Here is a 20,238-nt window from a genome sequence, read left to right on the forward strand (position 1 = left end):
TTTTTATAAGCTTCTGATTTTTACTGATAATATTAAGTCGAATGCAGAAGTTATATAGTATCTATTAAAATAGCTATTATAATTAATGTTTGAAAAAATCAAATAAAAACATACCTAATTATGGGACATGATTATTATACAGATGATAAAGGAACTTTGGTGCTTATGGCTCTTCTTAAAGAGTATGGGATCAAGAAGGTGGTAGCCTCACCGGGTACAGGGAATATGGCTTTAGTGGTTAGTATGCAACACGATCCTTATTTTGAAATGTATTCATGTGTTGATGAAAGGTCTGCTGCTTATATGGCTTGTGGCATAGCTGCAGAATCTGGAGAGCCCATTGTGGTAACTTGTACGGAGGCTACTGCGTCAAGAAATTATCTGCCTGGGCTAACCGAGGCTTTCTATCGCAAATTACCTATATTGGCTATTATGACAGGACGTGGTGAGAATCGTACGGGGAGCTATGAACCGCAATCCATTGACAATGCGGTATTACCCAATGATGTGGCAAAATACAGGGTGAATATTCCTGTATGTAGAAATCATAAAGATGAAAGAATAGTCACAACCAAACTGAATGAGGCTATCAATAATTTATATACAGGCGGTGGTGGTCCGGTATGTGTAGTTATGGAATCGTATGACAGTCTTGGATTCTTGGTGAAGGAATTGCCTAAAGTAAGGGTAATCAAAACATATAAGAAGAAAGAAGAACTTCCACCTTTACCACAGGGCAATATCGCTATTTTGGTTGGGGCTCATCAGAAATGGAATGCTAAGACTGTAAAAGCAGTTGAACTTTTTTGTGAGAAGAACAACGCTGTTGTGCTTTGTGATTTGACCAGTAATTACACAGGCAAATATCGTGTCAATTATTCTATTGTTGCAACCCAAGAAGGATGTTCGAAGTTGCTTCCGGACATTGCTTTGTTAATCTATATTGGTACTGTTTGCGGTGATTATTATACATCTGAGGCTATGTGTTGTGCTAAAGAGTGGTGGATGGTCAATGAAGATGGTATTTATCATGATAGATTCTACAAGCTAACAGCGATGATTTCAATGGAAGAGGTAGATTTTTTTGAGAACTATTCTATTGGCGAATATAAGGAAACAAGTCTGTATGAAGAACTAAAGAAACAGTGTAGTACGATGATTGATGCTATTCCTGATTTGCCATTCTCAAATCTATGGATTGCTCAGACTGCGTATAAGCATATTCCGGAAAACAGTGTGATACATGCGGCCATCAATAATTCGTTCAGATCATGGAATTATTTTCCTTTGCCTTCCAGCGTAACTGGAAGTTGTAATGTAGGAGGATTTGGCATCGATGGAGGTTTGTCCACATTAGTTGGAGCCTCATTGGTGCATCCTGACAGACTATACTTTGGTATTATTGGTGATCTTGCATTCTTTTATGACATGAATGCCTTGGGCAATCGGCATATAAGAAATAATCTCCGGTTGCTGTTAGTTAACAATGGCAAGGGGCAGGAATTCCGCAATTATCAACATCCGGCTTCGTTGTTGGATGATGATTGTGATAAGTATGTGGCTGCAGGAGGGCATTACGGAAAGCAATCACCCACTCTTGTAAAGTATTATGCAGAGAGTATGGGCTTTAGATATCTTACAGCATCCAGTAAAAAAGAGTTTTTTAAATTGTATAAGGACTTCTTTAATGATAAACATGCTGACAAACCAATGGTGTTTGAAGTGTTTACAGATAATGTGCATGAGAATGAAGCATTACATACGATTCGATATATGGTGAAGCCAAAAATATCTCCTGGGCGTTTAGCGAAACAAATTATAGCCAAAGGTATAGTGGGAGAGACTGGAATTCAAGTTATTAAAACCATAAAGGATAATATGGGATAAAAAATATGAAACTTATAGTTTCGCTTTGCTTTGTATAGGTAGATATTTATTGATAAATAAATACAAAGTGATATTTCTGGATATAATTTGGGAAAAACAGTATACTATGAAAATTTGTATTATCACTTGTCATGATGTATATAATTTCGGTGCATCATTGCAAGCCTATGCTTTACAGCATTATCTGGAAGAATTGGGCCATGAGGTGGAGATTATTGATTATCGTCCCGGCTATTTATATAAAAAATATGATTGGAAATCATTTACAAGTAAAAAGTTTGATAAGCTTAATAGTTTCTTTGTAACAAGGTGGATGTTTCGTATAGCTAAATGGTCTTATTTAAGATTTTCGCTAGGACGCAAAAAATGTTTTGACGAATTCACAAAGAATTATTTGAAGTTGACCGATAAGACCTATTACACTTTTGAAGAATTAAAGATGAATCCTCCTTGTGCTGATATCATTATAGCCGGAAGTGACCAAATATGGAATCCTTTATTTCCTAATGGTAAAGATCCCAGTTATTACATTGATTTTGCTTTATCACAAACAAAACGCGTGTCGTATGCTGCTAGTTTTTCTGTAGAATACATTTCTGATGCAGATAAAGAATTTGTAAAAGGAATGTTAGCTAAAATGAATCGTATTTCAGTAAGAGAATATCAAGGAGTGGATATCCTGAAGTCGTTAGATATTAAAAATGGAGTAAAAGTATTAGATCCGGTCTTTCTTCTTGATAGAAATTATTGGGAAACATTTATGCATAAAGGATCAGAAAAGGATTATATCTTAATTTATGACTTTGAGGGAAGTGATTTGATGAAGCGTGTCGCTTTATATTTTAAAAGGAAAAAAGGTTGGAAGATTTATTCTATTAATGACGCATTGCCTCGATTATATGCGGATAAGAATTTTACTAAGGTAGGACCACAGGATTTTCTTTCCTTAATTTATAATTGTAGTATGTTCTTGTCTAATTCGTTTCATGGAACTGCTTTTGCTGTTTATTTTAATAAACCTTTTTATGTATTTGGGCTAAAAGGTATTAGTTTAAATTCAAGAATGGAGAGCCTGCTGCGTTCTGTAGATTTAAAGGATCGCTTTATTACAGAAAATATTGATATAGAAAAACTTCATTTAAATTATGACTTTAATAAGGTGAATTTATTAATAGAGGAAGAGAAAAACTATTCTAAGCAATTCTTGGATTCTGTCTTGAAAACTAACTAAAAAGATCGTTTGTATGACTCTTTTATCAATCTGTATTCCTTGTTATGGACGAGTGGAATACGTTAGGAAAACTTTGAAAAGTATTTTTATAGATAATGCTGATGTTCCATTAGAAAAGTATGAAGTTATTATATCAGATAATGATTCTAATCAGGCAATTAAAGTGTTGACAGAAGAATTTAAGTATCCTAATCTGAGATATTTTTATACCAATTGCGAAGGATTCATGAATTCTTACTATGTGTTGACTTATGCACAAGGAGAATTTTTTAAACTGCATAACAGCCAAACTTTATTTAGAAAAGGGAGTTTAAGTAAAATTATTTCCGAGATAAAGAATAATATAGAAAATAAGACTTTAATTTTTTATACAAATGGATTATTGGGAAGTCGTAAAAGTCAAACCTATTCTAATTTTAATGATTTTATGTACAACCTCTCATATTGGTCTTCATGGAGTAATGGGTTTAATATATGGAAATCAGAATTTGATAAAATAGACAAAAATCTGAAGTTAAATAAATTGTTTCCTCACACTTCCTTGTTTCTTACTCAGCATCAGGCAAAATTATTTTGTATAAATGATAACCTATTATTTGATGTACAAAGAATACCTAAACGAGGGGGACATAATAAATTTGAGGCATTTACAATTGAGTATCCTTCGTTGCTGGATGAATGTTGTAAGAAAGGGCATATTTCAACGAAATGTAAAAAACACATATTATTTGGAATTATGGTACAGTTTCTTCCGTCTTTACTTTTTAATAAATATATTATTCGAATAGAAACATTTGATGATACGGGCTTTAGAAACAACTTGAAGAAATATTATCCTTCTTATGCTTATTGGCTTGTTTTAATTTCTGTTTTAGGTGTTCCTTTTAGATTGTTCTGTCGAAAATTAAAAAATAAAAGATGAAAGCTAAGATATTCTGTCTGTTTTTTCTTATAGTATTAGAATTTATAGTATGTCCGCAGAACGGTTGGACACAAGACAATACTATTCCTATGATTGGTGCCTACTATTTTGATGGTTGGTCCGGAAAAAATAATTCTCAAGAACTATGGGCACAAGAAGCCCCTACTCATCTGACAGAGAAACTATATAATGATTATAACGAACGTCAACCAATTTGGGGGTGGAGAAATGATGATTTAGCTATAATGGAACGTCAAATAGATATTGCTTCCCAAAATGGCATTACTTTTTTCCTGTTTTGCTGGTATTGGAAAAAAGATAAGGGGGAGATGGATATTAAAAGTATAGAAAATCATGCATCGCATACTAGTTTAAAGCTCTTTATGAAAGCTCGCAATAAGCATAAAATGAAATTCGCTTTATTAATAGCCAATCACCAGGGAGCTCGGATAGAAGGGGAGGATAATTGGTTGAAAGCAATGGATTATATGGCGGAAATATATTTTCAAGATAGTCAATATCTTAAAGTTGAAAATAAGCCTGTGGTAGCATTCTTTAATGCCAAAGCAGCTGCTCCATCGCTTACCAAAATGAATGACTATTTAAAAGCTAAAAATTACGCAGGACTGTTTTCAATATCCTGTAATGATAAAAGTAAGAAATACAGTGCAAATTCATGGTATAATATTCGTGAACATGAGCCGGGATATGCTTATAGAAAAGAGTATGAGATCTTAGCGAAGAATGCGGAAGTAAGTTGGTACACTTATCCTAAAGAGTACAATATTATTCCATTGGTAATGGCAGGATGGGATCAGAGGCCATGGGAGAAACAAGAAAAATCTCTTTATTATGTGAACAGGACACCTCAACTCTTTAAACAACATCTTAAAAATGCGGTGCAATTTGTGAATGAAAGAAGTTGTAAACCTAAAATGATATTGATATATGCATGGAATGAATATGGCGAGGGCGGATATATAGCACCTACTGTAGGAGACCCGAAAGGAAAGTATTTAAAAATGATTAAAGAAGTAATTCGTTAGATTATGAAAATAGCATTTATCAGCACCCGTGGTATCCCAAATAACTATGGAGGTTTTGAACAGTTTGCCGAATATATTTCAGTGGGGTTGGCTGCACGTGGGCATGAGGTTGTGGTATATTCACCTCATTTCCATCCTTATAAAAAAGACACTTATAAAGGAGTACGTATAAAGCACATCTATAGTCCCAAAACTTGGATGGGCAGTTCGGTAGGGAGTTTCTTTTATGATTTTGCGTCATTGAAAGATGCATTGAAAAAAGAGCATTTCGATATCATTTACGAAGCCGGCTATACAAGTATTGTACCTGCTTATATTTGGTTCAATGTGAAGAAGATCAAATATCCCATATTTACGACTAATATGGATGGCTTGGAATATAAGCGTACTAAATTCAACAAATGGGTACAGAAATTCATTTTTTGGGAAGAACGTACTACCGTGAAACATAGTCATTATTTGATTGCCGATAACATGGGAATTCATGATTATTATAAAGAGAAGTATAATAAAGAAAGTAAGTTCTTGGCTTATGGAGCAGATATCCATGAGGATTATGACATATCATTATTGGCTGAGTTTGGTTTGCAACCACGCAAATATTATTTATTAGTGGCACGCTTGGAACCTGAAAATAATATTGAAATGGCTATACAAGGCTTTTTAGCATCTGGCGAAACGGACAAAAAGGAATTTATTATAGTTGGAAAAACGAATACTCCTCATGGCAAGTATTTGGTAGGAAAGTATACAGGCCAACCAGGTATTCGTTTTGTAGGGGGGATTTATGATTTTAAAAAGTTGAATTCAGTCAGATACTATTCGTTTGCTTATTTTCATGGACATAGTGTGGGTGGTACGAATCCTTCTTTGCTGGAGGCAATGGCGTCAAGTTGTTATATATTGGCACATGATAATATCTTTAACAGGGCGGTTTTGAAAGATAACGCACACTATTATGCTTCTTCTCAAGCCGTAACTAAACTACTGAATTCTATCTATGAATTAAATGAATCTTGTCGTAATAAGTTTATTGAAAACAATTTGCAAGAAATTCGGAACGAATACTCATGGGAAAGTTTGATAGATAAACACGAAAAATATTTTTATTGGTTACTTTCTCAGAAACAATAAATTGCTACCTTTGTTCATGATATCATCATGAATAATTAGGTTTTGGCAAAAAAAGAGTATAGACAACTTTCCGCACAAGAGGAAACGGCATTCATCCTAATGGTGTTGTTGGATGAAGGCAAAAGCAATTTGCCTTATAGATTGTTGCGTTGTTTGACAAGTGTACATTTTGCCAATCAATATTATTTAAAAAGACTGTTCTCCGGATACCGTTCTTTAAACTATAATTTTTATCGTGATAAATTTGAAAAGGAACAAGGTTGATTGTTGTTTTTCCTGCCTTTTGTTTTAATGAAGAAAATTTTATTTGTTTTTCTGCTGTGTATGATATGGCAGGAAGGTTTTTCTCAGTATGTGTATGGAACCACCGGACTTCTGCACATGCCTACTGCCGATATGCAACGGGATAAGACATTCCTGTTCGGAGCTTCTTATTTGGATGTGGCTGCTACTCCTGCCCATTGGAATTATCATACGTTTAATTACTACATTAATATCACCATTTTTCCTTGGCTCGAAATCGGATATACTTGTACCTTGCATAAGGCAGAACACGGTAGTACTTATTTCCCACCTTCCGTTTGGGGGAAATATTGTAACCAGGACCGACAGTTTTCAGGGCGGTTGCGTATATGGAAGGAAGGGTGGTGGAAAGAATGGACTCCTCAGATTGTATTGGGCGCGAATGATCCAAGTACCAATGATATATTAGGAAATTCTGATAAAGATGATTATGGCATTGGTGGAGTAGGAGAGATGGGTAATGGACATTGGAACCGATATTATATAGCTGGTACTAAGCATTTTTATTTCAAAAATAGGGGAGAGCTAGGCATTCATGTTGCTTATTTATACAATAAACGGAAAGACTATCATTTAAACGGTCCGGCTGTTGGAGTAAATTTTCATTTTTATCTATCGGGTACAAATTTCTTTGTGAAGGCATTAAACAATCTTAATGTAATGGCTGAATACGACAGTCGTACCATAAACTGTGGGTTAAAATATAGTTTTTGGAAAGATTATATTAATGCTGTGGTAGAAATGACAGAATGTAAGCATTTGTCAGGCGGAGTGATATTTAAAGTACATTTAAAATAACAAACACTATAACTTATTCGTATGAAAGGAATTGTTCTCGCCGGTGGTAGCGGTACCCGTCTGTACCCCATCACCAAGGGAGTAAGCAAGCAGCTTCTCCCCATCTTTGACAAACCGATGATTTACTACCCCATTTCAGTCTTGATGCTGGCAGGCATCCGTGAGATTCTGATTATATCCACTCCCTATGATCTGCCCGGCTTTAAGCGTCTTTTGGGCGATGGATCAGACTATGGTGTGAAGTTCGAGTATGCCGAACAACCTTCTCCCGATGGTCTTGCACAAGCCTTTATTATCGGAGAGAAATTCATTGGTAATGATTCTGCATGTTTGGTATTAGGCGACAATATCTTCCATGGTAACGGTTTCAGTTCTCTTCTTCGTGAAGCCGTGCGTATGGCGGAAGAAGAACAAAAAGCCACTGTATTCGGTTACTGGGTGAACGATCCGGAACGTTATGGTGTGGCAGAATTTGATGCGGAAGGTAACTGCCTGAGCATCGAAGAAAAACCGGAACAGCCCAAATCAAATTATGCAGTGGTGGGCCTCTATTTTTATCCCAACAAAGTAGTGGAAGTGGCCAAGAACATCAAACCTTCCGCACGTGGCGAACTGGAAATAACGACAGTGAACCAGCGTTTTCTAGAAGATCGTGAACTGAAAGTACAGACGTTGGGACGCGGTTTTGCCTGGCTGGATACGGGGACGCATGATTCATTGGCAGAAGCTTCGACTTATATAGAAGTCATTGAAAAACGTCAGGGTTTGAAAGTGGCTTGTCTGGAAGGAATTGCTTATCGCAAGGGCTGGATAACGGCAGATAAGATGCGTGACCTTGCCAAACCGATGCTGAAAAACCAATACGGTCAGTATCTGCTCAAAGTGATTGATGAAGTGGAACGTACAGGCAAAGAAAATCTAGATTAAGATATGGAGGTTATAAAAACAGGAATAGAAGGTGTGGTGGTCATTGAACCGCGCATCTTTAAAGATGAAAGAGGCTATTTCTTTGAATCTTTTTCTCAACGGGAGTTTAATGAAAAGGTGATGCCTGTCAATTTTGTACAGGATAATGAGAGTATGTCATCGTATGGCGTGATGCGTGGGTTGCATTTTCAGCAAATGCCTTATACGCAGAGCAAGCTGGTGCGTTGTGTAAAAGGTGCCGTACTTGATGTGGCGGTAGACATCCGCAAGGGAAGTCCTACATACGGGCAGCATGTTGCGGTGGAATTGACGGAGGAGAACCATCTCCAATTCTTTATCCCCCGTGGATTTGCCCATGGTTTTGCCGTATTGAGTGAAATAGCGGTTTTTCAATATAAGTGCGATAACTTCTATGCACCGCAAGCTGATGGTGGCATTCAGCTGCGCGATGAAAGTCTGGGTATTGATTGGAAAATACCCGTTGCCGAGGCCATTTTAAGTGAGAAGGATTTGAAACATCCTTTGTTGAAAGACTATGACTCTCCGTTTGACTACACTATTAATCTATATGAATGATGAATATACTTGTTACAGGTGCCAATGGTCAACTTGGCAATGAGATGCGCAGGGTGTCGTTAGACAGCCGGAATCGTTATCTCTTTACAGATGTAAATGAACTGGATATCACAGATGCGACAGCTGTCTGTAATATGTTGAAAAAGGAGCAGATAGATGTGATTGTAAATTGTGCTGCTTATACGAATGTAGACAGGGCGGAAGATGATTTTGCTATGGCCGATTTGCTGAATAACAAAGCTGTGGAGAATTTGGCTGTTGCTGCCGCAGAAACAGGTGCCACGCTTATTCATGTATCTACAGACTATGTGTTCCAAGGGGATAAAAACATTCCTTGCCGTGAGTCTTGGGAAACTGATCCGTTGGGTGTCTATGGAAAAACCAAACTGGCGGGCGAACAGTCTTTGGTAAAAGCAGGATGTAAATATCTTATTTTCCGCACAGCTTGGCTTTACTCGCCTTTCGGTAAGAACTTCGTGAAAACCATGCGGCAATTGACTTCAACAAAAGATTCACTGAAAGTGGTTTTTGATCAAGTAGGCACTCCTACTTATGCCGGAGATTTGGCTGCTTTGATCTATAACATAATCGAAGAGAACTTGCTGGATCGTCAAGGTGTCTATCATTTCAGCAATGAAGGGGTATGTTCTTGGTATGATTTTGCGAAGGAAATTTGTGAATTGAGCGGAAATAATTGTGACATACAGCCTTGTCACAGCGATGAGTTCCCCAGTAAGGTGGAACGTCCTCATTTTTCGGTGCTGGATAAAACAAAAGTGAAGGAAACTTTTGGTATCACTATCCCTTATTGGAAAGATTCTCTAAAGAAATGTATGCTAGAATTGGAAACTCAACAATAACTAATTAAAACAATATTTTAAATTATGGATTCATTTAAACGCAATATAATCATTACCGGTGGTGCCGGTTTTATCGGCAGCCATGTGGTACGTCTTTTTGTAAACAAGTATCCGGAATACCGCATTATAAACTTGGATAAACTGACTTATGCCGGTAATCTGGCCAATTTGAAGGATATAGAGGACAAACCGAACTATATTTTTGTAAAGGCGGATATTTGTGATTTTGGAACCGTTCAGGAATTATTGGTGCGATATCAAGTGGATGGTATTATCCATCTTGCCGCCGAGAGTCATGTGGACAGAAGTATCAAAGATCCGTTTACTTTTGCACAAACCAATGTGATGGGTACATTGGCTTTGCTTCAGGCAGCCAAGTTGTATTGGGAATCCCTGCCGGAAAAGTATGAGGGGAAACGTTTTTATCATATTTCTACCGATGAAGTATATGGGGCATTGGAATTTGACGGGACTTTCTTCACGGAGGAAACCAAATATCAGCCTCATAGTCCGTATTCTGCAAGTAAGGCAAGTAGTGATCACTTTGTTCGTGCTTTTCATGACACATATGGTATGCCTACCGTTGTAACAAACTGTTCTAACAATTATGGTCCTTATCAGTTTCCGGAAAAATTGATTCCGCTTTTTATCAACAATATACGTCATGGAAAACCATTGCCGGTATATGGTAGGGGAGAGAACGTACGCGACTGGTTGTATGTTGTGGATCATGCCCGTGCTATTGATCTTATTTTTCATCAGGGCAGAACAGCGGATACATATAATATCGGTGGTTTCAATGAATGGAAGAATATAGATTTGATAAAAGTAATAATCAAAACCGTGGATCGTTTGTTGGGAAATCCGGAAGGCACTTCAGAGTGTCTGATAACTTATGTGACCGACCGCAAAGGTCATGATCTCCGCTATGCGATTGACAGCAATAAACTGAAGCACGAATTAGGATGGGAGCCTAGTTTGCAATTTGAAGAAGGAATAGAGAGAACGGTCCGTTGGTATTTGGACAATCAGGAATGGATGGATCATATTACCAGTGGCGAATATGAAAAATATTATGAGTCGATGTATAAGAACAGATAATGAGAATCCCAGTTGGGGATAATACGGCATACATCTTTAAACTTACCCCCCATACCACTATGAAAGACAAATTAGCATCCTACAACCACTTGATCGAGACCTTTGTGATTGTCACCGAGACCTTTCTTTGCGGTCTGCTATTCCTGCTTTTCAGCAAGCTGTCCAATGAGATGCAGTGGGATAGCCTGCAGGTTGGTGGAACCACCGTTCTGCAAGTCATGCTTACACTAATGTTATGTTACGCCCTTTGCGCCATCCATTCAGGAGTAGTGCTTCACCGGAGGAAAGTGCATTCCCTTCAGATATGGAAACGTGTGCTCGAGAATATGTTCCTGTTTGTCCTCCTGGGCGGTCTGGTCCTTTCTGTAGGAAACTATGCGGATATAGCCTCCCTGTTCATGCTGGAGTACCTTTTTCTCCTGTTTCTGTGTCTTGTTTCGTTCCGTTTCACTCTTCGTCTTCTCGTCAGGCTTTACCGTATGAGCAAGAAACATACGCGTTTTGTGGTACTGGTAGGAAGTACGGACAACAACTTGGAAATCTACCATGAGATGTCGGGCAGTGAAGATACAGGTTATTCGGTCGTGGGCTATTTTGACGGTCAGGCGAATCCTGCTTTTCCGGTAGAATGTCCGTATTTGGGCCAGCCGGCGCAGGTACAGGAATATCTGGAGAAACATGATTATGTACATTACCTGTTCTGCTGCCTGCCCTCAAAAGACAGAGAGGTCATTGTTTCTCTGATTGATTACTGCGAGAACCATCTGGTACATTTCTTCAGTGTGCCCAATGTGCGCAATTATCTCCACCACCGTATGTCGTTCAACATCATGGGGAACGTCCCTTACCTGGGCCTTCGCCCCGATCCCTTAAGTTGGCCGGGGAACCGCCTGCTGAAAAGAACCTTTGACATAGTAGTCTCATCGGTGTTCCTTTGTACGCTTTTTCCGGTTATTCTGATTGTGGTGGCGATAGTGACCGGATTGACCATGCCCGGCCCGCTGTTCTTCCGCCAGAAACGGAACGGGCTGAACGGCAGGGAGTTTTATTGTTACAAGTTCCGCAGTATGAAAGTAAATGCAGATGCCGACAGGATACAGGCCACAGAGCATGATCCCCGCAAGACGCGCTGGGGCAATATAATGCGTAAGACGAATATAGATGAGCTGCCCCAGTTTATCAATGTGCTGTTAGGAGATATGAGTATCGTGGGGCCTCGTCCTCACATGCTTCTCCATACGCAGGAATATTCAAGGTTGATCAATAAATATATGGTGCGGCATTTTGTGAAACCGGGTATAACGGGGTGGAGCCAGGTTACGGGTTTCCGTGGGGAAACGAAGGAACTAAAAGACATGGAGGGCCGTATCCGTGGTGATATCTGGTATTTGGAGCACTGGAGCTTCGGTCTGGACCTTTACATCATGTACAGGACGGTGGCGAATGTCTTCCGTGGCGAGAAGAATGCCTATTAGTAAAACGGGCTGTTCTTAACGATCCTTCTCGATGAGGGTCCTTAGTAATTTAGCAGTTAAAAAACTTTGTTTTTGCAGCCTGTTATTTCCGTCTGCCGGCCGGAAATGGAACATAGCCGGCACTAATGTTAGATCAGAACCCTTGTCCTTTGTGAAAAGTGCAGGGGGAGCTCCGGGAACGAGAGCGCTTGTTCCCGGAGTTTTAATAATAAAGAAGATTATCCGATTAGGATTTATTCAGCTTTAAAAATAAACGCAGATTATATAATAACCCGTAACAGGAAGGATTTTTTATTTTCTGATATTACTATATTTACTCCTAAAGAATTTTTATCTATATGATAGTCTGTTTCGGTGTGTCGGTACCGACCGGATGATCTTAGTAAAGAACTTCCCTCTGCCAGTAGTATCACTCTCTACTTGAGAGCAGAAACGAACACTGGCAAAAGGAAACCTTGGGAAAAGAAATTACCTTTCCAAATATCCGAACACCCCTTCCGCGTCAAAACACGGACAAGCCTTCGGGATGCTTCCGCTCATATCCCTATGTCCCCTTATCCGGGCACCGGGAAAGAGCTTTGCCAGACGCATCAGCAACAAGATAAGCTGTTCTGTCTGCTCTGCGGTCCGGGTGTCTGCCGGATGTCCGTCTGCATCCAGACCGCCCTCGTAGCAGATGCCGATGCTGCAACGGTTCCAGGGACGGCAGTGTGCCCCCACTTCCAGCAGTTTGCGGTGCTGGGTGATGGTGCCGTCGCGACGGATATAGAAGTGGTAACCTACAGTCCGGAAACCACGGGTCTTATGGTCACGAAGTAATTGCTCGGCAGTATAGTCTTTGTCACAACGTGTGGCGCTACAGTGGAGGATGAGGTATCGCACTGATTCGCGTCCTTGCATCAGCGCTCCGTCCTCTACGGTGAGGAGTTGGCGTTCGTTCTTCATTTCTTCCTCACCGATTATCATTGGGAATGTTTCTTGTATCATAATAAATTGAGATTTGGAAAATGTTGTGTTTGTTCTTTAGATGAGGGATGCGCAACTGGTAATGCCCAAAGCGGTGAGTGCCGCGATGGCTGCCTGGATAACTGCCCGGAGAATTTGTGTCCAGGTGATTTTCTTGGATTCGTGGTTGGATTTATTCATGGAAATATCTGTTTTTTGTCAGTTTAAAATGCGAATGGAACAAAAGGAGGTTACGGAACTGGCGGACGGACACGGGGGAGTGAAAGAAGAATCCGTGTCGCCCGTGTTCCATAATCACATCATGCTATCTCTGTGGAGCGGAACAAGCCGGTCAGCTATTCTCGTCTGCCGGTTCACCGGAAGCGGCTGGAATGCGGGAGGCGTCAGCATCGTCAGCGGCAATGCCGGCGGCAGAAGAATTGCCTGTCAGGTCTACCGTAGTCTTTCCGGCCTTCAATGCCTTCACTACTTCGGCGGCTGCCTTGCGTGTGGGAACCAGTTGGAATTCGGCATCTTGGCGCAGGTTGTTGAAACGGACGCCCGGAGCCCACAGTACGTTCACCTCGGTGATGTTGTCCACAGTGAACTCTGCCATCGAATGGGCGCCGAGGCTTCGGATACTGTTCGAAAATACGCCCAGATCGCCCATCTGTATCTGCTGTCCGTTCAACAACTGCTCGCGCAGGCAGTCCACGGCAAGAATAAGGATGGCCTGGATATCGGCACGCGAATATACACATCCGTGGCTGGCAATGTGGTAACAGAACTTGTCCAGTGTCATTACTTGTGAGTACTGGGCGTTGGCATACGCCTTCTTGGCCGCGTCTTTGTCGGTGGGGTTACCACGCATGCAGGTGCTGTAGTTAATCATGATAAATAGGGTTTTAAGAGATGAAAAATAAAAAATGAATTTCGTCAGTGAAGAAGGAGAATACTTTACTTTTCTTGCGGATTGCACGTAGGTAACGTGTAAGGCTGAAGGTTAGTAACGTATGGGGTTACATGTTAGTAACATGCTAGGCCGAAGGTTAGTAACGTATCGGCTCCCTCATTGTTGACATTGCAAAGATAGGTACTGTGAAATGCGTGCTGACGCTTTATGACACCTTGTGGCACTTTATGGCTTTCATCCTGTTCCAAAGAGCTTGCAGGGCTATCCGGGGCTGCCCAGATGCCGGTTGATCAGTGTCACCTGGCGGCTCGTGAAGACTTTTTGCGAGGTATAGTAACCCGTTGCGGATAACTCTTCCATCAGAGGGGGACAGCCGTTTATCCACCTCATCAGATGCCGGGTGGCTATCCGGGGATTTGAACCGGGAAAATAGAGCAGAGCCAGGCTACCCTTTGTCATGGATGGGAAATAAAGGAAATCTTTCATATTTATACATTTTAAATTCAGGAATCTTGCAAACTTGCAGAACTTGCACTCTCTCTCACACCCACACACGTACGTGTGTGCATGCGCGCGTTGAATTCGTATTCGCCACGCCCCACTTTGACCAGCTGTCCGCGTTCGGTCATACGTTTCAGCAGCGAGTCCACCGAGCCTGCCGGAACTCCTACCTGTTCTCCTTTGTCGATGGCTTCGTTGCGGGTGAAGCGCAGGGGAAGGCAGTCGAACAGGGTTTCGGGAGTCATGTTCGCCGATGGTGCGCTGGGGGTTCCTGCGGGCAGGAGCGAGAGAATGTGGCATGCATGGCGGTACAGAGGTTCCACCAAGGCCAGCACGGCATAAAAGTCGTCGGTGCGGATGGAGAGGTTGAATTGCGGCACGATTCCGTCTGCTATGTTTTCTTGTGGAATATGGGCCGACGGGGTCAGTCCGGGACAGTTCAGCAGGGTACGCACGATGTTTTCCTGTGGTTCGCCGCTCCTTTCGCCTCCCGGCAGCAGGGATTCCAGAGAGCGCAGCAGGGCGATAATGCTTATGATGCGGAAGATATTGATGGCAATACGGGTTACAGCGCTTTTCATCTGGTTACCGTGAATGGCGGAGGCTCGTCCGAATACACGGGCAAAGTGGAAGTTGAATATCTCTTTTTGCTCGTGGGTGAGCTTCATGTTGATGTTGCTCACCGAGGCGGTGATGGCGTCCAGCACTTCTTTCCATTGTGCCCCCCATTCCAGAAAACGGGAGTCATAGTCTGTATCCGCTTCGTTGAACTGGTCTTCCCATTCTTCAATGGCAGGCATATAGTAGAACAGCTGGCGCGAGAACAATCCGTTTTCGGCCGATGGGATAAGGGGCTTGATTTGTGCAGGCGTGCCGCTGAGAAGCACGCAGAGGAACGTGACGTTACATTCGCGGTATTCGTGATTGGTGCGCCGGTTGTAGGCCAGCCGGTCATGGTCGAAACATTTCCGGAGGAGGTCGCTCCAGTGTCCGTGGTCGCCTCCAATGGCGGTGCTCACGGTGTCGGCCTCGGTTTCGCATATCAGTCCTACGCCTCCGGAGTCCATCAGGTTTTCCTGTATGCCTGTACCGGTATTGTCACCGGCTATGAGGAGCATTTTCAGCTGGGGCTGTTCGGGTTCAGGGGTATTTACCTTTTCCTTCCCCAAAGTGTCCCATTTTGTCTTTTCCATGCGGTAGGTCTTTATTTTTTCCCGGTAGGTGTCCAGCAGCGCGTTGTGTATGGGTTCTGCCAGACGGCGTACCCAGGTCAGTGCACCCTTGCCGGAAGCGGGAGGCGCGGTGACGAACACTTGCAGACAGGGATACTTGTGTTTTCGTCCGTACACAAAACTTACCAGTTTGTTGAGGGTGCTTCCCAGCACGGTTGCTGCACCCAGCAGCAGGATATCCCGTTGGGCGGGAGAGTTACCGCAGTCTATGATCCCTTGCAGGAAGGCGGGCCAGCGGTAGTCGGGGAAAGAGGGAAGTCGGGCAGGGAGGATGGCTTTGGGCACGCCGTCGGACAGGGGGGAGGCTGTGTCCGTGAAAACAGCGTCGGGCGGAGTCCCGTCGGAGGCATCCGGATGGGCATTATAGGATACGCGTGCACGTGTGTGGGTGTGGAGAGACTGCAAGTTCTGCAAGTTTGCAAGTTTCGGGTCCATTTTCACCCCGGCCACCTCTGCCAGATGGAAGACGGTTCCCAGGGAATTTCTGCCTGTTCCTTTGGTCAGGGCATGTCCGTACAGTTTGTCTGCTTCATCGTGGTGGTACTTTTCGGATATGCGGCAGATGCGGTGGAACCGGGTGCGTCCTTCTTCTCCGCAACTGTTGGCTATGGCAAAGGCCAGCGGCATATATTCCTGATAGGTGGGGGCCACATTGACTCCCGCTTGTTCGATGGCTGTTACCAGCTGTTCCAAGATAGAAATAGAATCGTTCATTTTTTAATATTTATGGTTATTGATTTTCGCTTCTCCGTCGTGCGACAGAAAACAGGCTCTGGACAAGTCGGCATTGGCCCTGTCCACTTTCAGCTCGTATTTCCATTCCAGATACTCCCATGCGGTGTGCAGGGCATTGTCGAAGGATTCTTCCACGCTCAGGAAAGGGTTTATGCGGTAAGGGATAAACAGTTTTACTCCCTGGTTTCCGGGGCTGACAAAGGAAAGTACGGGGTGCAGCACTTCATCGGCAAAGAGGCGGTCGCGCCACATTGCCGCTTCTTCGGTGGAAGCCAGTTCGTCAATATCTATGACAAAGAGGCCCGAAGGAACTTGCATGCATTGTTCTTTGCAGTAAGAGAAGATACCTGCCGGAGTGACATACGGTAAAAGGGTCTGTTTATTCTTTCGGAACGCTTGCTTGTCTCCGAGTCCGGCTCTGACTTTATGCGTCAGTTCTTCCAGTTGCGGATTGGTGCTGATGTAGGTATGAAGCCCTGCCACACTGCATATACATGTGGGTATTTTATTGGTGACGGGTGCATTGAAAAATGACATGATGTATTCTTTCATAAAAGAAATTGATTTTGATTTATCTGCACAAATATACGGGTAGGGAATGACGTATGGAAATCGATTCATAACCGTTTACTATCTGTTTACTATTGGTGCATGCTATTGATTATATATTGATGAAATATGGATTTTGATTAACGATCTGTTGATAATAATTAAAGAATAGAGAAAAGAAATAGTATATGAATGAAAAACCTGATATGATGATAAATATTTATGGCGGAAATAATCTGATTGCTCCTGTGGCATCTTCCGCCATTCAGAACTTTTATGGCGACCGGGGTGATGAGGCCGCCGACCAACCGGAAGATTCTGAGAAAACGGAGAATACAGAAAGTGTGGCGGATGAGAAGCCGGCACAGGAACCGGCGGAACTGTCGGATGATGAATTTTACGTATCGGTCTATATACCCGATATAAAGGTGATGAGGGCTTACAAGATACTTTTGGGAGAGTGTACCACGGCACGCGAACTGGCGGTGGTGGTAGGAAAGATGCTGGCCGATGAGAACTGTAGGAATGTAGACAAACACACGGTGGTGAAAGCGGCTTTCATCAAGTCGTTGCTACCTTTTGCCAAACGACTCGTGTCGGGCGGTACGATAGCCAATATACGGGCGCAGATTAATAATATGCTGGCTAGTAAATAATTTTTTCGATTATCCTCTTACTCCATTGGCACGTTAGCAAATCGACAAATTATTTATGTTGCGGGATTATCAGATAGAGATGAAAACACGTCTGATGGAAGCGTGGAAAGCTCACCGGAGTGTGATGGTGCAGATGCCTACCGGTACGGGCAAGACACATCTGCTGGCATCTGTGGTCAGTGAGTTTGTGTCTTCTGCAGGCAGCGGGGTATGGCTTATTGCCCATCGTAGGGAACTGGTGGCGCAAATGGAGGAAACGCTGGCTAAATATGGTATCCGGAGGGAGGATACTCCGGTCAGGGTAATGTCTGTCCAATGGCTATCCCGGCACTGGAATGAGGCGGGTGATGCTCCGGGACTGATTGTGATAGACGAGGCTCATCATGCCTTAGCCGCTTCTTACACGGAGATGTGGAAGCGTTATCCTGCCGCAAAGAAACTGGGTGTGACTGCCACACCTTGCCGCTTGAACCGTAGGGGGTTCACGGAACTGTTCGAGGTGCTGGTTACTTCGTGGAGTATTGCCGAGTTTATTGAAAAAGGCGTGTTGTCTGTGTTCGATTATGTATCCATCCGTCCCGGCAGCGAGGAGCAGCGGCTCATTGACGGTCTGGAGAAACGGGGGGCCGATGGGGATTATCAGGTGAAAGAGATGGATGCGGTACTGAACAGGCGTCCCGGTATCGAGCGCCTGTACCGCAGTGTCAGGCAGTTTGCTTCCGGCAAGAAGGGGATGGTGTATGCCATCAGCATTGAACATGCCCGGCGGATAGCGGAGTATTACAGCAGGTGGGGAGTGAATGCGGTGGCTGTGGACAGCAAGACTCCTGCTATGGAACGCAAGCGGATGGTGGAGGAGTTCAGACATGGAAAAATCGAGGTGCTGGTGAATGTGGATGTATTTAGCGAGGGGTTCGACTGTCCCGATGTGGAGTTTGTACAACTGGCCCGTCCTACTTTGTCACTGGCTAAATATTTGCAGCAGGTAGGACGCGGATTGCGGAGATCGGAGGGCAAGGAGGCGTGTATGCTGATAGACAATGTGGGGCTGTACCGCATTTTCGGGCTTCCTACACAGCGATGGAACTGGGATGCTATGTTCCGGGGACGGATGGCGGGAAAGGGGAGTTTGCCCGGACGGATGAATTGTGATGCTTCCGTTACCGCTTTTCCGGTGGTGGAAAGGCCGGCTGAAGCCGGTGGGGACTTGGTGATGGTTATGGAGCACGGGCGTTTGCTTTCTTCCATCAGAGAGCAGGCTTTGCCGGATGAGAAGGAGCAGTCACCGTCATGCAGGCTGAGGGCATTTGTAGATAAGGAAACAGGTCTTTGGGGATTGGAAAAGGGAGATGAGATGCTGCCGGACGTTTCGTTTAAAGAGATTTTGAGTATCAAAGGACGTTTTGCCGTGGGGAGGCTTCGGAACGGGTGTGTCCGGGTACTGAATGATACGGGGGCTTTGGTGGCCGAACTGGGGCATTGCTGTGAGGTGAGATTGCTGAAAGATGATTTGTTGCAAGTCCGTCATGCCGGGAATTCGGTGTCTTATGTGGATTTACGGAACGGCCGGTGTTATGCTGTCCGCCCGCGTGTCCTCAGATACGGGAGCATAGAATTGTTACAGGTGAACCGTACTTATTACAGCAGGACAAGGCAGGTGTATGCCAATACATGCGGGTTGCCTTCTTCGTCCATTGTGTGGATGGGGTTTTATGTGAAGATGTACGATGGCAGAGTGCCTTTCCGATGCCGCCGCATGGAAGATGGAGGCTTTTGTTGTGAACCGCAGGTTTGTCTGTTGGAGGGGGATGAGGAGCGTGCTTATTACCTGAGCGGACGGTTGTCGGATCAAAGTATTGTGGTGATGGATGAGGAGGGACGGTATTATCATGTGGAGAAAGGACATGGAAAGCGTTATGTGGCTTGTAACCGTCCGTCGGACCGGAGTGAGGATTTTGATGAGGCGGTGGCATTGCTCCGAAGGCAGGCGGATGAGCGTGTGGAGAAACATTTGCAGGAGGAAAAGTGCGAGACTGAACGGAAACGGCAGCGTATAATCAGCAGGAGTGTGGAGGCCGTACCTTTTCAGATAGGAGTGAAATGGGGGTTGAGGACAGCGGAGCAGATTTTGATTCCACCTGTCTATCGGAGAATATTGCGTCCGGTGGGTGGTTATTGCGCCTATCAGGACAGCTCCTGCCAGTGGGGGGTGCTGACTGTAGACGGAAGGATCATTATCCGGGCCCGGTATATGGAGGTGGAGATAGACAGGGATGGAACGGCGCGTCTTACTTTGGTTCCGGGGAAGATGGAAACGGTGAAGCTGACGGATTAATAGGATAAAAAGCAGGGGATAACTTTTTGTCAGACCGATATTTAGCGATGGAATACGGATCATTATGAAAAGTTTTGTAACTTTGCATCCGATTTTAAAAAAGGAGATATTG

At 43.3% G+C, this 20,238-nt stretch carries 20 protein-coding genes; 14 read left to right on the forward strand and 6 right to left on the reverse strand.

The window, feature by feature from the left end; translation table 11 throughout:
- Window positions 1–120 precede the first annotated feature (120 nt).
- The 12 genes from GKD17_RS06020 (at window position 121) to GKD17_RS06075 (ending at window position 12,260) form a co-directional block, all read left to right on the forward strand.
- Window positions 121–1,887 carry a thiamine pyrophosphate-binding protein gene (locus GKD17_RS06020; RefSeq protein ID WP_007837504.1) on the forward strand — a complete coding sequence of 589 codons (1,767 nt, stop codon included), beginning with the start codon at window positions 121–123 and terminating at the stop codon, window positions 1,885–1,887.
- 106 nt (window positions 1,888–1,993) lie between these two features.
- Window positions 1,994–3,118: a polysaccharide pyruvyl transferase family protein gene (locus tag GKD17_RS06025; RefSeq protein WP_032936494.1), complete on the forward strand. Its 1,125-nt coding sequence runs from the start codon at window positions 1,994–1,996 to the stop codon at window positions 3,116–3,118.
- Between the two features lie 13 nt (window positions 3,119–3,131).
- Complete coding sequence (locus tag GKD17_RS06030) at window positions 3,132–4,040, forward strand: glycosyltransferase (RefSeq protein WP_050764902.1); 909 nt, start codon at window positions 3,132–3,134, stop codon at window positions 4,038–4,040.
- Complete coding sequence (locus GKD17_RS06035) at window positions 4,037–5,086, forward strand: glycoside hydrolase family 99-like domain-containing protein (RefSeq protein WP_007837507.1); 1,050 nt, start codon at window positions 4,037–4,039, stop codon at window positions 5,084–5,086. Before GKD17_RS06030 ends, GKD17_RS06035 begins: the two co-directional genes overlap by 4 nt.
- Before the next feature lie 3 nt (window positions 5,087–5,089).
- Complete coding sequence (locus GKD17_RS06040; RefSeq protein ID WP_007837508.1) at window positions 5,090–6,220, forward strand: DUF1972 domain-containing protein; 1,131 nt, start codon at window positions 5,090–5,092, stop codon at window positions 6,218–6,220.
- 42 nt (window positions 6,221–6,262) lie between these two features.
- A complete protein-coding gene (locus GKD17_RS06045) occupies window positions 6,263–6,484 on the forward strand; it encodes a hypothetical protein (RefSeq protein ID WP_005840528.1) in 222 nt (73 codons plus the stop codon).
- Between the two features lie 27 nt (window positions 6,485–6,511).
- Window positions 6,512–7,321 (forward strand): YjbH domain-containing protein, encoded by an 810-nt coding sequence (locus tag GKD17_RS06050; protein WP_007837510.1) that lies wholly within the window; start codon window positions 6,512–6,514, stop codon window positions 7,319–7,321.
- A 21-nt stretch (window positions 7,322–7,342) separates the two neighbouring features.
- Window positions 7,343–8,248 carry a glucose-1-phosphate thymidylyltransferase RfbA gene (gene rfbA, locus GKD17_RS06055; RefSeq protein WP_007837511.1) on the forward strand — a complete coding sequence of 302 codons (906 nt, stop codon included), beginning with the start codon at window positions 7,343–7,345 and terminating at the stop codon, window positions 8,246–8,248.
- Window positions 8,249–8,251: 3 nt separating this feature from the next.
- Complete coding sequence (gene rfbC, locus GKD17_RS06060; protein ID WP_007837512.1) at window positions 8,252–8,824, forward strand: dTDP-4-dehydrorhamnose 3,5-epimerase; 573 nt, start codon at window positions 8,252–8,254, stop codon at window positions 8,822–8,824.
- Window positions 8,824–9,684, forward strand: a complete 861-nt coding sequence (gene rfbD, locus GKD17_RS06065; RefSeq protein WP_032936674.1) for a dTDP-4-dehydrorhamnose reductase — start codon at window positions 8,824–8,826, stop codon at window positions 9,682–9,684. Before rfbC ends, rfbD begins: the two co-directional genes overlap by 1 nt.
- A gap of 24 nt (window positions 9,685–9,708) precedes the next feature.
- Window positions 9,709–10,785, forward strand: coding sequence for a dTDP-glucose 4,6-dehydratase (gene rfbB / locus GKD17_RS06070; RefSeq protein WP_007837519.1), 1,077 nt, complete (start codon window positions 9,709–9,711; stop codon window positions 10,783–10,785).
- Window positions 10,785–12,260 carry an undecaprenyl-phosphate glucose phosphotransferase gene (locus GKD17_RS06075; RefSeq protein WP_007837520.1) on the forward strand — a complete coding sequence of 492 codons (1,476 nt, stop codon included), beginning with the start codon at window positions 10,785–10,787 and terminating at the stop codon, window positions 12,258–12,260. The genes rfbB and GKD17_RS06075 overlap by 1 nt, the downstream gene beginning before the upstream one ends.
- A 468-nt stretch (window positions 12,261–12,728) precedes the next feature.
- Here GKD17_RS06075 and GKD17_RS06080 read toward each other — a convergent pair whose 3' ends face one another.
- From GKD17_RS06080 to GKD17_RS06105, 6 genes are all read right to left on the reverse strand, one after another.
- Window positions 12,729–13,247, reverse strand: a complete 519-nt coding sequence (locus GKD17_RS06080) for an N-acetylmuramoyl-L-alanine amidase (protein ID WP_007837524.1) — start codon at window positions 13,245–13,247, stop codon at window positions 12,729–12,731.
- 36 nt (window positions 13,248–13,283) lie between these two features.
- Window positions 13,284–13,406, reverse strand: a complete 123-nt coding sequence (locus tag GKD17_RS06085; protein ID WP_007837526.1) for a smalltalk protein — start codon at window positions 13,404–13,406, stop codon at window positions 13,284–13,286.
- 151 nt (window positions 13,407–13,557) lie between these two features.
- Window positions 13,558–14,097 carry an HU family DNA-binding protein gene (locus GKD17_RS06090; RefSeq protein ID WP_007842533.1) on the reverse strand — a complete coding sequence of 180 codons (540 nt, stop codon included), beginning with the start codon at window positions 14,095–14,097 and terminating at the stop codon, window positions 13,558–13,560.
- A gap of 282 nt (window positions 14,098–14,379) precedes the next feature.
- On the reverse strand, window positions 14,380–14,604 hold the full coding sequence (locus GKD17_RS06095; RefSeq protein WP_007837531.1) for a DUF4248 domain-containing protein: 225 nt from the start codon (window positions 14,602–14,604) through the stop codon (window positions 14,380–14,382).
- 17 nt (window positions 14,605–14,621) lie between these two features.
- Window positions 14,622–16,565 (reverse strand): DUF3987 domain-containing protein, encoded by a 1,944-nt coding sequence (locus tag GKD17_RS06100; RefSeq protein WP_007837533.1) that lies wholly within the window; start codon window positions 16,563–16,565, stop codon window positions 14,622–14,624.
- Between the two features lie 3 nt (window positions 16,566–16,568).
- Window positions 16,569–17,138, reverse strand: coding sequence for a BT4734/BF3469 family protein (locus GKD17_RS06105; RefSeq protein WP_007837535.1), 570 nt, complete (start codon window positions 17,136–17,138; stop codon window positions 16,569–16,571).
- A 185-nt stretch (window positions 17,139–17,323) separates the two neighbouring features.
- On the opposite strand from GKD17_RS06105, the gene GKD17_RS06110 reads away from it, so the two are divergent.
- The gene (locus GKD17_RS06110; protein ID WP_007837537.1) at window positions 17,324–17,791 is read left to right on the forward strand and encodes a hypothetical protein; all 468 of its coding nucleotides are present in this window, start codon (window positions 17,324–17,326) and stop codon (window positions 17,789–17,791) included.
- Between the two features lie 55 nt (window positions 17,792–17,846).
- Window positions 17,847–20,126, forward strand: coding sequence for a DEAD/DEAH box helicase (locus GKD17_RS06115; protein ID WP_007837539.1), 2,280 nt, complete (start codon window positions 17,847–17,849; stop codon window positions 20,124–20,126).
- Window positions 20,127–20,238: the final 112 nt, after the last annotated feature.

The sequence above is a fragment of the Phocaeicola dorei genome (assembly GCF_013009555.1).
Classification (GTDB): Bacteria; Bacteroidota; Bacteroidia; order Bacteroidales; family Bacteroidaceae; genus Phocaeicola; species Phocaeicola dorei.

Bases quoted from the DNA above. Each gene is read 5' to 3' on its own strand.
- GKD17_RS06020 (WP_007837504.1), top strand. From the start codon at position 121: ATGGGACATGATTATTATACAGATGATAAAGGAACTTTGGTGCTTATG.
- GKD17_RS06025 (WP_032936494.1), top strand. From the start codon at position 1,994: ATGAAAATTTGTATTATCACTTGTCATGATGTATATAATTTCGGTGCA.
- GKD17_RS06030 (WP_050764902.1), top strand. From the start codon at position 3,132: ATGACTCTTTTATCAATCTGTATTCCTTGTTATGGACGAGTGGAATAC.
- GKD17_RS06035 (WP_007837507.1), top strand. From the start codon at position 4,037: ATGAAAGCTAAGATATTCTGTCTGTTTTTTCTTATAGTATTAGAATTT.
- GKD17_RS06040 (WP_007837508.1), top strand. From the start codon at position 5,090: ATGAAAATAGCATTTATCAGCACCCGTGGTATCCCAAATAACTATGGA.
- GKD17_RS06050 (WP_007837510.1), top strand. From the start codon at position 6,512: ATGAAGAAAATTTTATTTGTTTTTCTGCTGTGTATGATATGGCAGGAA.
- rfbA (WP_007837511.1), top strand. From the start codon at position 7,343: ATGAAAGGAATTGTTCTCGCCGGTGGTAGCGGTACCCGTCTGTACCCC.
- rfbC (WP_007837512.1), top strand. From the start codon at position 8,252: ATGGAGGTTATAAAAACAGGAATAGAAGGTGTGGTGGTCATTGAACCG.
- rfbD (WP_032936674.1), top strand. From the start codon at position 8,824: ATGAATATACTTGTTACAGGTGCCAATGGTCAACTTGGCAATGAGATG.
- rfbB (WP_007837519.1), top strand. From the start codon at position 9,709: ATGGATTCATTTAAACGCAATATAATCATTACCGGTGGTGCCGGTTTT.
- GKD17_RS06075 (WP_007837520.1), top strand. From the start codon at position 10,785: ATGAGAATCCCAGTTGGGGATAATACGGCATACATCTTTAAACTTACC.
- GKD17_RS06080 (WP_007837524.1), bottom strand. From the start codon at position 13,247: ATGATACAAGAAACATTCCCAATGATAATCGGTGAGGAAGAAATGAAG.
- GKD17_RS06085 (WP_007837526.1), bottom strand. From the start codon at position 13,406: ATGAATAAATCCAACCACGAATCCAAGAAAATCACCTGGACACAAATT.
- GKD17_RS06090 (WP_007842533.1), bottom strand. From the start codon at position 14,097: ATGATTAACTACAGCACCTGCATGCGTGGTAACCCCACCGACAAAGAC.
- GKD17_RS06095 (WP_007837531.1), bottom strand. From the start codon at position 14,604: ATGAAAGATTTCCTTTATTTCCCATCCATGACAAAGGGTAGCCTGGCT.
- GKD17_RS06100 (WP_007837533.1), bottom strand. From the start codon at position 16,565: ATGAACGATTCTATTTCTATCTTGGAACAGCTGGTAACAGCCATCGAA.
- GKD17_RS06105 (WP_007837535.1), bottom strand. From the start codon at position 17,138: ATGAAAGAATACATCATGTCATTTTTCAATGCACCCGTCACCAATAAA.
- GKD17_RS06110 (WP_007837537.1), top strand. From the start codon at position 17,324: ATGAATGAAAAACCTGATATGATGATAAATATTTATGGCGGAAATAAT.
- GKD17_RS06115 (WP_007837539.1), top strand. From the start codon at position 17,847: ATGTTGCGGGATTATCAGATAGAGATGAAAACACGTCTGATGGAAGCG.